This is a genomic window from Gymnodinialimonas ulvae, from assembly GCF_037543845.1.
GTDB lineage: Bacteria > Pseudomonadota > Alphaproteobacteria > Rhodobacterales > Rhodobacteraceae > Gymnodinialimonas > Gymnodinialimonas ulvae.
Genome location: NZ_JBBIFX010000002.1, coordinates 590,550 through 603,575, shown reverse-complemented (window position 1 = coordinate 603,575; position 13,026 = coordinate 590,550). Strand labels below are relative to the sequence as shown.

The 13,026-nt window shown below is 65.6% G+C and carries 13 protein-coding genes and 1 other RNA gene; 5 read left to right on the top strand and 9 right to left on the bottom strand.

Annotation, left to right across the window (positions count from 1 at the left end):
- Nucleotides 1–75 precede the first annotated feature (75 nt).
- The 4 genes from V8J83_RS12880 to V8J83_RS12865 form a co-directional block, all read right to left on the bottom strand.
- Entirely contained in the window at nucleotides 76–846 is a 771-nt protein-coding gene (locus V8J83_RS12880; protein WP_339986795.1) for an ABC transporter permease, read from the bottom strand.
- Nucleotides 843–1,649 (bottom strand): ABC transporter ATP-binding protein, encoded by an 807-nt coding sequence (locus V8J83_RS12875; RefSeq protein ID WP_339986794.1) that lies wholly within the window; start codon nucleotides 1,647–1,649, stop codon nucleotides 843–845. The genes V8J83_RS12880 and V8J83_RS12875 overlap by 4 nt, the downstream gene beginning before the upstream one ends.
- A 149-nt stretch (nucleotides 1,650–1,798) precedes the next feature.
- Nucleotides 1,799–2,818 carry an ABC transporter substrate-binding protein gene (locus V8J83_RS12870; protein WP_339986793.1) on the bottom strand — a complete coding sequence of 340 codons (1,020 nt, stop codon included), beginning with the start codon at nucleotides 2,816–2,818 and terminating at the stop codon, nucleotides 1,799–1,801.
- Between the two features lie 206 nt (nucleotides 2,819–3,024).
- Nucleotides 3,025–4,929, bottom strand: coding sequence for a bifunctional 2',3'-cyclic-nucleotide 2'-phosphodiesterase/3'-nucleotidase (locus V8J83_RS12865; protein WP_339986791.1), 1,905 nt, complete (start codon nucleotides 4,927–4,929; stop codon nucleotides 3,025–3,027).
- Nucleotides 4,930–5,081: 152 nt separating this feature from the next.
- Between V8J83_RS12865 and nudC the strand changes: the two genes are divergently transcribed.
- From nudC to V8J83_RS12850, 3 genes are all read left to right on the top strand, one after another.
- Nucleotides 5,082–6,065, top strand: coding sequence for an NAD(+) diphosphatase (gene nudC, locus V8J83_RS12860; RefSeq protein ID WP_339986790.1), 984 nt, complete (start codon nucleotides 5,082–5,084; stop codon nucleotides 6,063–6,065).
- 87 nt (nucleotides 6,066–6,152) lie between these two features.
- Nucleotides 6,153–6,623 (top strand): SRPBCC family protein, encoded by a 471-nt coding sequence (locus V8J83_RS12855; RefSeq protein WP_339986789.1) that lies wholly within the window; start codon nucleotides 6,153–6,155, stop codon nucleotides 6,621–6,623.
- A gap of 195 nt (nucleotides 6,624–6,818) precedes the next feature.
- Complete coding sequence (locus tag V8J83_RS12850) at nucleotides 6,819–7,271, top strand: VPLPA-CTERM sorting domain-containing protein (RefSeq protein WP_339986788.1); 453 nt, start codon at nucleotides 6,819–6,821, stop codon at nucleotides 7,269–7,271.
- Between the two features lie 116 nt (nucleotides 7,272–7,387).
- Here V8J83_RS12850 and V8J83_RS12845 read toward each other — a convergent pair whose 3' ends face one another.
- The 3 genes from V8J83_RS12845 to V8J83_RS12835 all read right to left on the bottom strand — a co-directional run bounded on the left by V8J83_RS12845 (nucleotide 7,388) and on the right by V8J83_RS12835 (nucleotide 9,961).
- Nucleotides 7,388–8,011 (bottom strand): hypothetical protein, encoded by a 624-nt coding sequence (locus tag V8J83_RS12845; RefSeq protein ID WP_339986787.1) that lies wholly within the window; start codon nucleotides 8,009–8,011, stop codon nucleotides 7,388–7,390.
- A 21-nt stretch (nucleotides 8,012–8,032) separates the two neighbouring features.
- Nucleotides 8,033–8,626, bottom strand: coding sequence for a HupE/UreJ family protein (locus V8J83_RS12840; RefSeq protein ID WP_339986786.1), 594 nt, complete (start codon nucleotides 8,624–8,626; stop codon nucleotides 8,033–8,035).
- A 405-nt stretch (nucleotides 8,627–9,031) separates the two neighbouring features.
- Entirely contained in the window at nucleotides 9,032–9,961 is a 930-nt protein-coding gene (locus tag V8J83_RS12835) for a DMT family transporter (protein ID WP_339986785.1), read from the bottom strand.
- A gap of 210 nt (nucleotides 9,962–10,171) precedes the next feature.
- Between V8J83_RS12835 and ffs the strand changes: the two genes are divergently transcribed.
- Nucleotides 10,172–10,268, top strand: an RNA gene (ffs, locus tag V8J83_RS12830) — signal recognition particle sRNA small type.
- A 215-nt stretch (nucleotides 10,269–10,483) separates the two neighbouring features.
- On the opposite strand, the gene V8J83_RS12825 is transcribed toward ffs, so the two are convergent.
- Both V8J83_RS12825 and V8J83_RS12820 read right to left on the bottom strand, forming a co-directional pair.
- Nucleotides 10,484–10,837 (bottom strand): DUF6404 family protein, encoded by a 354-nt coding sequence (locus V8J83_RS12825; RefSeq protein ID WP_339986784.1) that lies wholly within the window; start codon nucleotides 10,835–10,837, stop codon nucleotides 10,484–10,486.
- 39 nt (nucleotides 10,838–10,876) lie between these two features.
- Nucleotides 10,877–12,337, bottom strand: coding sequence for an ankyrin repeat domain-containing protein (locus V8J83_RS12820; RefSeq protein ID WP_339986783.1), 1,461 nt, complete (start codon nucleotides 12,335–12,337; stop codon nucleotides 10,877–10,879).
- Nucleotides 12,338–12,647: 310 nt separating this feature from the next.
- Between V8J83_RS12820 and V8J83_RS12815 the strand changes: the two genes are divergently transcribed.
- Nucleotides 12,648–13,010: a YidH family protein gene (locus tag V8J83_RS12815; RefSeq protein ID WP_339986782.1), complete on the top strand. Its 363-nt coding sequence runs from the start codon at nucleotides 12,648–12,650 to the stop codon at nucleotides 13,008–13,010.
- The last annotated feature ends 16 nt before the right edge of the window (nucleotides 13,011–13,026 follow it).

Here is a 13,026-nt window from a genome sequence, read left to right as displayed (position 1 = left end):
TGCACGCGGGATGAGTGTCGCGCGCAAATGCGGAGGGAGTGTGGCGAGAGGACGAAGGTTTGATGGATATCCGCGCTACTGCCCCGGCGTGCGCTCGGCCCATCCTGCAAAGATCCGCTCCAGGAAAACAACGATATAAAACAGCAGGATACCAAGGGCCGCCATGGCGAACAGCACGGCGAACATCAGCGGGTAATCACCGTTGATGCGGCCGCTGTCGAAGAGGTCACCGAGGCCACGGCCATGGGGGGACACGATCTCCATCAGGTTGGTGCCGATGAAGGCGAGCGTCACGGCAACCTTCAGGGCACCGAAGAATTCCGGCAAGGTCTTGGGCAGGGCGATTTTCCAGAAAATCGTGGAATTCGAGGCCCCTAGCGAACGGAGAATGTCGCGATATTCGGGCTCCAGCGTCGAGAGGCCGATGGAGATGGAGACGGCAATGGGGAAGAAGGAAATCATGAAGGCGATCAGGATCGTGTTGAAGTCATGCTGTCCTACGAACATCAGCGCGACGATGGGCACGACAGTCGCCTTGGGGATGGCGTTGAAGCCCACGAGGATCGGGTAGAGCCCTTCGCGGGCGAACCGCGAGAAGCCCATGACCATGCCGATCAGCGTGCCGACAATCACGGCGAGGCCAAGGCCCACAACGGTGCGCCAGAGGGTTTCCCAGCTTTTGACGATGAACAGATCCCAGAACCGGATGTAGCGCGGGATCAGGTCCGAGGGGCTGGCCATGCGGAAATCGGGGAGTTGGTTCCACCAGACGAGGAACTCCCAAATGCCCAGGATCCCGACGATGAAGACAAGCGGCGCGACGATCTTGCGGGTGGTGTCATTCATGCTGCGCCCTCGGCTTCGGGGTGGCGGCCCTGGGCGATCTGGATCTGTTCGCGCAGGGTCGCGAGCATGTCCGCGGCGCGCGGCGTGTAGAGGTCGTCGAGCGTGCGCTTGGCCGGAATATCGACGTCGAGCACATATTGCGCGTGCGCGGGTCTGCCTGATAAAACAATGACTTGGTCGGCGAGAAACACGCTTTCGCGCAGGTCGTGGGTGATCAGCAGACAGGTAAACGGTTCCTCTTCGCGGAGGTCGTGCATGGTGCACCAGAGGTCTTCGCGGGTGAAGGCGTCTAGGGCGCCGAAGGGTTCGTCGAGGATCAGGACGTCGGGCTTGTGGATAATCGAGCGGCAAAGCGACGCGCGTTGGCGCATGCCACCGGACAGCTCGGACGGGCGTTTGTTCTCGAAGCCTTGCAGGCCGACAAGTTCGAGAAGATGCATCGCGCGATCCCGGGCTTGCGCCTTGGACATCGGCGATTTCACGATCTCCATGGGCAGAAGAATGTTGTCCATGATCGTGCGCCATTCAAGCAGAACGGGGTTCTGAAACGCCATGCCGACGGTCGGGCGCGGCGACGTAACCTTTTGATCATGCAGCCAAACTTCACCCTCGTTGGGCTTCATCAAACCCGACACCAGGCGCGTCAGCGTGGACTTGCCGCAGCCCGAAGGCCCCACCACGGCGCAGAACGTATTCTCGGGAATTTGGAGTGTGAGCGCGTCCAGAACGGGCAGCGGCCCGGACTTGGTGGTGTAGGCATGGGTGACCGATTTGAGCTCGATCATCGGGGCAGTGGCGGGCATGGGCGGGCCTTTGATTGGGGCGCTGCGAGGCGGTAAAGCGCCCTGCATTTTTCTGTAGTTTTTTTGTAGTTTTTCTGTAGTGCATCGCGATGCCCGGCGCAGATGGCCGGGCATCGTCGTGGCGTGGACCGCGAACGGTCATCCGGGCGTTACTGCCCGCCGACCATCAACACGTCACCCTCGGGCAGGTAAGCGTCCGTGAAATACAGCGCCGCATCCTGTTCGTTCTGGAACTCATAGGTCAGCGTCAGCTGTTCAAGCGCCGTGGCGAAACGGTCGGCGTCGATGCCGCCCATGCCGTTTTCCATCACGTAATCGGTCAGGATATTGCCGTCGATGGCCAGTTGCAGGCGACGCTCTTCCAGCGCGGCGTCACCGGCGGGGTTGCGGTCGATCACTGCGGCGGCCCCGGCGGCGGGATCGGCGATGGCGGCCGCCGTGCCTTGCGCCACGGCGGTCAGGAAGCCGGTCACGATCTCGGGGTTGGCCTCGGCAAAGTCGGTGTTGACGACAATGGCGTTGCCGTAAAGCTCGACCCCGTGATCGGCGAACATGATCGTGGTGATATCGTCCTCGGGCACGCCAAGGCGGGCGAGCGAGAGGTAGGACGAGAAGTTGAAGCCCGTCACGCTATCGACATTGCCTTCGGCGAGCATCGGTTCACGGGTGGGGAAGCCCACGGGTTCCACGGTGATGGTGGAGGTGTCGATGCCGTTCACCTCGGCAAGGATCGGGAACTGCGCCCAAGCGCCATCGGGGGGCGGTGCGCCAAGGATTGAGCCTTCGAGGTCGTCGATGCCCGAGATGCCCTGGCTCACGCGGCCAACGATCGAAAACGGCGGGCTGTCATAGACCATCATGACGGCGGTCACGGGCGCGCCGGGGTTCTGATCGAGGAAGCGGATCAGCGAGTTGATGTCGGCAAATCCGATGGGGAACGCGCCGGAGGCCACCTTGGGCAACGCGTCGAGCGACCCCTGACCGGCGGTGATTTCCACGTTCAGGCCCTGTTCGGCGAAGTAGCCATTGTCGATGGCGAGGAAATAGGGGGCGGACGGACCTTCAAAGCGCCAGTCGAGTGCAAAGGCGATGTCGGTATCCTGAGCGGCGAGCGGCGTCGCAGCAAGTACGGCGCTCGCGAGTGCGGCGGGCAGAATGCGTGTAAACACGGATGATGTCTCCTTGTTGGTGTCCCTTTTCGGGCGGCGGTTTAGTGGCCGCAGCACAGGGCACATCGTCAATGCGCGCCGGTCTTTCGCGACGCGTCGGCGCGAAAGTTGCGCGATTCCGGGCGGAGTTGCCAGTTTTTTTTGCAGGTGCGATTGCAGATTGGGCGCCGGGTTGGGCGAGGGCGGCGCGCGCGGCTAGAGGGCGGCTAGAGGGTCCTGCGGAACGCCGCGAAGCCGTTTGCGGCGAGCGAGGGCTGCGCCGGTTGCAGGCCGAGCGCGGCGAGCCGTTCGGGATGGCCATGGGCGCCAGAGCCGGTTTCAAAAAGAATTTCGGTGCCGCCCAGGGGGGCGAATTCGAAGCTTGGCTCCACTGCGGGATCCAGCGGGCCGGAGGCGGCGCTGATGTATTGGGCGATCACGTCGCGGACGGATTCATTGCGGGTCAGGACCGTGTCGAGCCCGCTTTTGGGCAGGATGTAGCCGCCGCCCGCGGCGCGGTAGGAATTGGTCACGATCAGCGCCTCGTCGGTATCGCGGAGTGGCTGCCCGGAGGCGAAACAGAGATCGCGGATCCGGCTGGCGGTTGGATCGCTTTGCAGGCCTTCGGCATCGGTGCGCGGCGGTTGCGAGACGTCGATGCGGTAGCGCAGACCGGTGATCCGATCGAATTTGTAGGGCGCGAAGGCATGATTGATGAGCGGCTGCGGATGGTCGATGCCGGGGGTGATGCGGTTGTAGATCGAGGCGCTGCGTTCGAGCCAGTCGCGCAGGGCCGCGCCACTCATTCGCAGCACGCAGAGCGCGTTGGGATAGACGTAGAGATGCGCGGCATGGCGGAACTTCAGCGCGCCGGTGGCGATGTCAGTGTAATGGGTGACGCCACCGCGTCCGCCCGCGCGAAACGGGGCCGCCGCCGACAGAAGCGGCAGGCCCGCGAGATCGGGACGCGCGGCGATCAGGGGCGCCACGGCGGCCCGTTTGGCATCGGCGACCACCTGCGTCACGGCGCAGGGCGCGAGGGTCGAGAAATAGGTATTCAACGGCACGGCGGTATGCCCGAGCGGCGTTTCGACATGATTGCGCGTGGTGCGATGCGCCACGGCGACTTCCTTGCGGAGCGCGGGAAACGGGCTGAGCAGGCGGCGCAGCTGGGTCTTGGTTTCAGGCGGGGCCACGGTAACGGCGGGGGTGGCGACCTGCGCGGTTTCCAACTGCCATGTGGTTGTGCCGGTGACGCGGTCGATTTCGGGCGTGAGCACCAGATCGACGAGGCCCAGGTGGGTGCCATAGGCGGCGGGCTGCACGATGGGCACGCCGTTTTCGGCCACGCAGGCCGCGGCGAGATCATGGGTATGGCCCGCGACGACCACATCGACACCGGCCTCGACGGCCAGTTGGAGGGCGACGTTTTCGGCCTCGGGCGGGGCATCGGCGACACCCACGCCGCTATGGGCCAGGACAACGACGATATCGGCCCCATCGGCACGCAGAGCGCGGGCCTCGGCGGAGACGGCGCTGAGGATGTCGGTGAAGGTAAGCGTGTCGGCGAGACCGGGGTTGGACCACGCGGTGACTTGCGGCGGCAGGGCGCCGGTGACGCCGATGCGGATGTCATGGGCGCGCCCGGCCCCGTCGAGCATGGTGCGCGACAGGATCAGGCGTTTGGGCAGGAACGGCGTGCCGTCGACATGGTCGGCATTGGAGACCACCACCGGAAAGCGCGCGGTGGCGAGCGAGGATTGCAGGTAATCGAGGCCGAAGTCGAAGTCGTGATTGCCAAGCGTCGCGGCATCGTAGCCAAGCGCGTTCATCACCGAAATCATCGGGTTCGGCGCACCCTTGGGCAGGATTTCGGACACGATCGTATCGGCCAGGGGCGTGCCCTGCAGCGTATCGCCATTGTCGAACAGCAGGGTGTTGGGCACCTCGGCCTGCGCCGAGAGGATAAGCTCCGCCAGGCGGGCAAGCCCGATACCGGGATCCCGGTTGGCCGTGTAGTAATCAAACGGCAAGAGATGCGCGTGCAAGTCCGTGGTGGCCAGCAGGCGCAGATGCACCTGGTCGAGTCCCGCAGACACACTTTGCACCCTAATCGCCCTTGTGAGCGTCATGATTGTTACCCAGTCGTTCACGCACAACTTGAGGTGGTTGCGGGCGGAGTCGAAGCCTTAGATGGCAGAACTGTGCACATTTCATGCCGCGATGCGGCGGTGTTGCCCTGCGGCCATAGAAATGGCACGTGACGTTAACGGAAGGACCGCCCATGAAACATGCGGAATCAGTGACATTTGGGACATCCGGCCTGAACCGCGCGGCGGAATTGCGGGGTGATGCCGAGGCCTTGAAAAGCGCTTTGGACGGTGATTCGCAGATCCTGCCGCTGTGGCGGGGCAAGCCGATGGTGACGGGCGACCCGGCTCAAGGCGACGTGGCGCTGGCGTTTCGGCCGGCGCGGGCGCCGGTCTTTGGACGGGCCAGCGAGCCACCGATCCTGTTGGGCTATGACGCGGCGGGCGAGACGCTTTTGTTTGCGCGCGACATCTCGGCCTGGACCCCTGCGGATGTCGATGAGGAAGGCGTGAACGCGTTTCTGGACCCGTCGGTGCAGGTGCATCCGTCGGAGGCCGAGAGCGGCGCGGCGTTCCGCGAATTGCGCGGGTTGATGAACCGGCTCGACCGGCGCGATGCGGAATTGGCGGCGACGGCGCGCGCGATCCTGACGTGGCACGCGACGCATCAGTTCTGCGCCAAATGCGGCGCGAAAAGCGACCTGACCATGGCCGGTTGGCAGCGCGATTGCCCGGCCTGCGGTGGGCACCATTTTCCGCGCACCGACCCGGTCGTGATCATGTTGATCACCCATGGCGATGCGGTTCTGGTCGGGCGTTCGCCGGGATGGCCGGAGGGGATGTATTCGCTTCTGGCGGGGTTCATCGAGCCGGGCGAGACCATCGAGGCGGCGGTGCGCCGCGAGGTCCTTGAGGAAGCCGGCGTGCGTGTCGGCGCGGTCGAATACCTGTCGAGCCAGCCCTGGCCGTTCCCCGCGTCATTGATGTTCGGCTGCCGGGGCGAGGCCGTGTCGACCGAGATCACGATTGACCCCAGCGAAATCGAGGATGCGAAATGGGTCACACGCAGCGAGATGTTGGAGGTCTTCGCGGGCAATGATCCCGGCATGTTGCCCGCGCGCAAGGGGGCGATTGCGCATTTCCTGCTGCAACACTGGCTGGCCGATACGCTGGCGTAAGGGGCGCTTGGCCTTGACGCCGCCGCCCCTGCCCCGGCAAATCGGGGCGCGTTCAGCGGTGGGGTCAGAGCGGGAGATGCAGGGGTCATGAAGTTCAAGGTTTCCGAAGATGTCGACGCACCGGCGGACATCACCTGGGCGCGGTTCACCGATTTCAGCGGCATCGAGGCCGAGGTCAAAGGCCGGGGGGCAGAGTTGTCACGGGTGGGCAATTGGGCCACGCCGGAGGCGGGATGCGGGTGGCGCGGACAGGTCACGGTGCGCGGACGCCTGCGCCCGATTGCATCGGAGATCAGCGCTCTGGACGGCCCGGAACGGTGCGAGATCCGGACCAGCGTGGGCGGGATGGACGCGGTCTTCGAGATGAGTTTCGTGCACCTGCGCCCGGACATGACGCGGGTGCAAGTGGTGCTGGACCTGTCGGCGAAGACCTTGTCGGCACGGCTGGCGCTGCAGACGCTGAAGCTGGCGCGCGGGCGGGTGATGCAGCGGTTGCAGGGGCTTTTGGTCCGGCAAGGCGATCTGGCGGAGGACGATTACCGGCGCGCGCAGGGCTAAGGCGCGCTCGGGACGCGCATGATGCGCGCCCCACTGGAGATGAAATCGACGCAAATGGACCAGCCGCAAACGAGGTCAGATCCGCTCAGGCGCGTAGGTAAACTTTTATTTGGTTGAAAGTGTTGCGTACATGTCTGTATGTTTCGGCACTTTTCCGCTCATGTCGAGCGCGATCAGGTAACAAGGGAAATACAAATGAGTACGAGTCTTAACAACGCCGGTCGGTTCGGCATGACAACAATCGCGGCGGCAGCCATGGCAATGACCTTCGGCACGGCGCAACAGGCCGAGGCAACGTCGGTTCATTGGACCAACAGCGGCTACAGCGTCAGCCCCTCGCAGCGGTTCATTCCGTCGCGCACATCGCTTCTTTCGCAATTCACCACGCGGGGCGGAAGCTTCAGCAGCTCATCTTCTTCGTCGGTATCGGCATCGGCGTCGGCGTCATCATCCGCCTCGTCCTCGGGCGGTGTCATCACCGTGATCCAGACATCCACGACAGGGTCCGGCTCGGTGAGCGCGTCGGCTGGCGGGTCGGTCAGTGGATCGTCCTCGCTGGCACCTGTGCCGCTGCCGGCAGGTGGTGCGTTGCTTCTGGCCGCTCTTGGTGCGTTTGCAGCCGTGCGTCGTCGCAACACGATGGCCTGATCCACCGGGTCAGTTGATACGAGATTACACGACATGGCCCCCGCCACCTGCGCGGGGGCTTTTTCGTTTTGGTCGGATCGAGCGGGTGCAGGTGTGCGCCGTCAGGCGTTTGCCCGTCAGAGCCCGCCGCCGCCCGGCCCGGTGCGGACGGTGAAGGCCAGGATCAGCATCAGCATCGCCGCGATCCACGAGGCCGCAACGCGCAGGGTGATGCGCATCCAGTCGGCGGGCACGCGGTCCATCGCCAGCCGCGCAATGCCGGCGGCCAGAGCGACCGTGGCGTTGGTGCCGAAGATCAGGCCCAGGTGGATCAACACCGGAAGCTCGAACAGGGCGTGACCTTCGAGGCCGAGCGCCAGCGCGAGAATGCCGAGCAGGCCCGCGAAGAACAGGGCCGCGATGCGACCCGGGTGCGGCAGGAGCGCCGCCAGTGCGCCCACGATCAGGCCCGTGCCCATCATCAGCGGCAGGATCCATTCGCCCACCAGCGGCGCCACGGCAATGCCCGCAAGCTGGCCCAGAAGGAAGACGGGCCAGGCGCGGACCATGCCCTCGGCGTGCCAGAGCGACAGGAAGAGGCCGAGCGCCAGAAGCGGCAGGAACACCGCCGGATAGGTCACGACGACGCCCGCGCCTTCGACAAATTGCGCATAGAGGTCGGCACCGGATTCAAACGAATGGGCCGCCGCGCTGGTGGGCGCGACGGCGAGTGCCAAGGCACTGAGATAGCGAGGTTTCACGGTCGAAACCGTCCGCGCGGCTTAGGCCAGGCCAAAGAGGAACGCGGCCCCGACCAGCGCGATTGCGCCGCCGATGCCCCGCGCGGCCCAGGTGCCCACCGAGCTTTTGGTCAGGAAGCCAAGCGCGATACCCACCAGGTGCAGCAGGCCGGTGCCAATCACAAAGCCGACGGCGTAGCCATAGGCGCTGAATTGCTCGGGAAGCTCGCCGCCATGGGCGTGGCCGTGGAAGATGGCGAAGATGCCGACGATGACGGCCGCGACCCAGATCGGCGCCTTGACCGCGAAGGCGATCAGCAGGCCGAGGATTACACCCGAGAGCGCGATGCCGGTTTCCACCGCAGGCAGCGGCACACCGACAACACCCATCGCGCCGCCAAGCGCCATGACCAGCGGGAAGACGATGGGCAGGATCCAGATCGCGGGCTTGCCGAGGAACGCGCCCCAGAGGCCGACGGCGACCATGGCCACGACGTGGTCCCAGCCGAGGATCGGGTGCCAGAAGCCCGAGGCGAAGCCGGTGTTGATCCCCTCGCCGGTATGGGCGGAGGCGGCGCTTGCCAGCACAAGCAGCGGGAGGGCAGCAGCAAGGAGGTGAAGGGGGGTGCGTTGCATGATCGTTGTCCCGGTGAATTTGTCTGTCGCGCCAAGGGTATCGTGTGGCTTGGCGAGGTCAACTGCATTGGGAGCAAAGGGCGCGGGGCGGGGGCGGGATACAGAGGCGGGGGCGGGATACAGAAAGGGGTCGGGCCTGCGCTCTGCCAGAGACGTGGCCCGACCCCCTCCGGTGGGACAGGACGGAGTGCTGCCCTGTGCCACCGCCGCCTCCACCACAAGGGTGGGTGCGGACCGAAGCTGCGGAAGATCGCGCTCCGGTGGCGCGGGTCGGCAACCCCTTCACTTGCCGCCGATCCCGCGTGGGAGAATGGCTACACGGCGAACGTGCGGCGCGAAGGGGGAAAGCGATCGGGAGGCGCGTCAAATCTGAGGCGGGGCAGCAAATGACGCGACGTTACGGCATCAGGGCTGCGGCGTGCCGGCTTTGCGGGCGCCGCGTTTGAGGCCGAGTTGGCGTTCGCGCCAGATGATCGCGATGCCGGCCACCACGATCAGGGCCGCGCCCATCAGCATCGTGGGGGTCGGGACCTCGGCAAAGATGAAATAGCCGACACCGATGGCCAGCAGCATCGAGGTGTATTCGAACGGCGCAATCAGCGACGCATCGGCGAAGCGGTAGGAGGAAGTCAGCAGAATCTGCCCGACGCCGCCCGCCAGCCCCGCGCCGATCAGAAGCACCCATTGCGTGGGCGTGGGCCAGGCCCAGCCCCATGGGATGGTCAGCAGGCTCAGCGCGGAGGCGGTGATCGAGAACCAGAACACGATGGCTGCGGTGCGCTCGGTCTGGACGAGCTTGCGCACGAAAACCTGTGCCAGTGCGGCGCAGACCGCCCCCATCAGCACCAGCATCGCGCCCAGCGCCTGCCCGGTGTCGGCGGTGGTCGGATCCAGTGCAAGCCGCGGCGACAGCACGATCAAAACGCCCCCCATGCCGAGTGCGACCATCGACAGGCGAAACAGGCGGACCTGTTCGTTTAGAAACATCGCTGCGAAGACGACGACGAGGATCGGCGCGGCATAGCCGATGGCGGTGACCTCGGGCAAAGGCAGAAGGCCGAGCCCCGCAAAGCCAAGCCCCATGGCGGTGGTGCCGACCAGCCCGCGCCAGAGATGGCCCATGGGGTTTTTCGTCTCCAGCCCGTGGGCGAGGTCATGTTGCAGGACGAGCCAGACGAGGATCACGGGGATCGCGAAGAAGGAGCGGAAGAACACCGCCTGGCCCGGCGGGATGGTGTCGGCGCTGGCCTTGATGAGGGACGCCATGGAGACGAAGACGCAGACGGAGGCGATTTTCAGGGCGATGCCGCGGAGCGGGTTTTGAGCGGTTGGCATGGGGATTGGCTACGCCTGCACGGGGGGCGCGGCAAGGGGGTGGTTCGGTTGGAGGTTGTTTTGGGGTGTGGGGGCGCTGCCCCCGTCGCGTGCCGCGACTCCCCCGAGGTTTTTCTGGCAAGATGAAAGAGCGGCGGGGTTGGCATGTGGCGGGCGCGGATTGGTCAAGCCATCTTGCGATTCGCGGTTGGGGGGATTATCTGCACGGGTGAGAGGTTGGCGCGGGCAAGCACTTCGCCAACCTGGTCAGAGCCGGAAGGCAGCAGCCATAACGATTCCTGCTTGGGTCGTTGTCCAGCCTCTCACCCCAGCGCATCGCAAAGCGATGCGCGTCGGGCCGAAAGTGTAGCGCGCAGCGATGCACGCAGGCAAACGCATCGCAAAGCGATGCGCGTCGGGCCGAAAGTGTAGCGCGCAGCGATGCACGCAGGCCAAGCGATCCAGCTCACAAAGCGATCAGCGCCCTAAGCCGCCCCACCGCCCAAATCAACATGCGTGCCCTGGATCACGCCGCCCCCTGCCCTACAGGTCGTGCCAGCGGCTGAGCCCCGCTTCGCTGGCCGCCCATCGGTAATACCCCGCCATCGCCAGCCCGAAGAGCACCCCGGCGAGAAGTGAGGCGAGGACCGCAAAGCCCATCGGCATGCCCGAGCCCTGCCAGGCGACGACCCACATCAAGAGGCCCCAGATCAGCCCGAAGGCCGGGCCGGACAGCAGGGCGGCGCGCAGGAAGCCCATGTAATGCGGCGGACGGGGGCGCAGGCCGATGGCGCGCGCGACACGGAAAAGCGGCGGCGCGTAATTGGCGCGTTTGATGCCGGAGCCTTCCAATTCGGCGAGGGCGGCAGCCAGGCGGCGGGTGTAGTCGTCTTGCATGACCGGAGGGGTAGCGCCATTCCCGCCGGTCGCCAAGCCTCAGGTTGGGCCGCCGTCCACGACCTGCCCGGGATGCGCGTCGGCCCATTCGGTTAGGATCGCGGAGAGGTCCGGATCGCCCACACGGTCCGGCGCGGCGCGCGGGATCGCGACGCCCATTTCCAGCGCGAGGCGCAGGCAGGCGGCGTAGTCGCGCCCTGTGCGGGACGGGTTGTTCTCGGCGCCGTGCAGGATGGTCGACAGCAAGGTGCCGCCATAGCCGTTGACGTGCCCCAGATCGGGCTTCTGGCGCAGAAGGAACGCCATGACATCGGGCAGGCCTTCCCACCCGGCGGCGTGCAGGGGGGTGAGGCCTTCGGTATCGGGCCGGTCGGTTTCGACGCCGACTGCAACGAGGCGCTGCACATGGGGCAGCTTGCCGGGCAGGTGCAGGATCTGGCGGATGATGGTGCGGCACCCGTCGGGCAATTTGGCGGGGTCGATATAGGTGCCATCGGGGACCGCGCCGTCGGCCACACGGGCCAGCAGGTCTTCGGAGGGCGACAGCGGCGTGGCATGGCCGCGGTCGGCCAGCGCCCTGGCCAGCGGGGCATTTCCGTAGACGCGGGCATAGGCGTAGGGGGTCATGCCGTCGTAGGGCCGGGTCGGGTCGGCGCCGTGATCGAGCAGGAGGTCGATCATCTCGGGCGGGCTCATCCGGCGGGCGGCCTGATGCAGGGCGGGGACGACCCAGGGCTGCTCACCGCCGATCTCGGCATCGTTGAAATCGTCAGGCCTGGCCCCGGCATCGAGCAGGAGGCGGACGGCCGCGACATCGTGGAAATCCATCGCCCGCAGGAGGGCGTTGGTGCCGTGCGGCCTGGCGCCATGGGACAGCAGGAGGCGCAGGCCGTCGTGGTGGCCCAGTTCGGTGGCGTGGTAGAGGCTTTCGCCATCATTGGGATCGGCGCCATGGTCGAGCAGCCATTCCGCGAGCGGCATATTGTTGGCATGACCGAGGGCGAAATAGAGGGTGGAGAGTTTGTGCGACGGGTCGCCGTCATAGGCCGCGCTGTAGTTTGGATCGGCCCCGTGACCGAGCAGCAGATCGGCGATGGCGCGCATGTCCGCCGCGCGGTCCGGGAACATGTGGATCGCCTTGGATTGCGCCATCATGGTGAGCGGCGGATGCTGCGGCGCGGGGGCGGTGGCGCGGGCAGGATCCTCGGCAAGATGGCGGGCAACGTCATCGTGCAGGTAGAGGCGACAGGCGAGGCCGATGTTGCCCTGCGGCAGGTCGGGGTCGTCGGTCAGAAGCTGTCGGACGACGGCCTCCTGCCCGTGGGACAGCGCGAGACCGAGGCGTTGTTGCCGGGTGGCGCGGTCCATGCCGTGAGTCTCGGCGGCCAGTTTCAACTGCGGCCAGGAGACAAAGCCTTGCTCGCGGGCGATGACATGCAGGATATCGGCGTGTTTGAGCGGCGTGTCTTCGGGTCGGGGAAGATGGGTCCGGATACGCAAAAAGGCGCCCCGATCTCCGCCGTGGTACGCCTTCTTGAGTGCCGTGGCTGCACGGCGAAGTTGGTCGATTGATCGTATCATCGGGTTCCCTCACATCTGCCCAACGATCCGCTAAGGAGGGCTTGAGAGACACCGAATATCGTGTCTGTCGCGTGCTCTGGAGGGTGCCGGTTCGGCTTTCCGCGGATCTGGAGGCCTCCCCTGTGGCCCAAGATGAAGGTAGCGCGCTGTATGGAACCTTTCAAGTGAAAGGGTTGTATAAAGGTGTTCGCCCTCGCAAGACGGCGCAAAAGGCGCTACCTCACGGGCCATGACGGACAGAGATACGCTTGCAAAAAAACGGACCGATTGGGCGGAGGACCGCACAATCCTGGCCAATGAGCGCACATTTTCGTCGTGGATGGGCACCGGAATGGCGTCGGTCGGCGTGGCGATTGGCCTGAAGGCGGTGTTTGGCGCGTTTGAGCCGACCTGGGCCGCGAAAGTGGTGGCGAGCGTGTTTCTGGGCGCGGCGATCGTGGTGTTCTGGTCGGCGCGCAGGCAGGCGTTGAAGACCTTCGCGCGGTTGAAGGAAACCGACGCCGAAGCGCAGCCATCGCGATCTTATACGGTGCTGGCCTTGGTGCTGACGCTGGCGACGGTTTTGACCGGCGCGATCCTGTGGTCGTTGTAATCCGGTGGACGGCGTG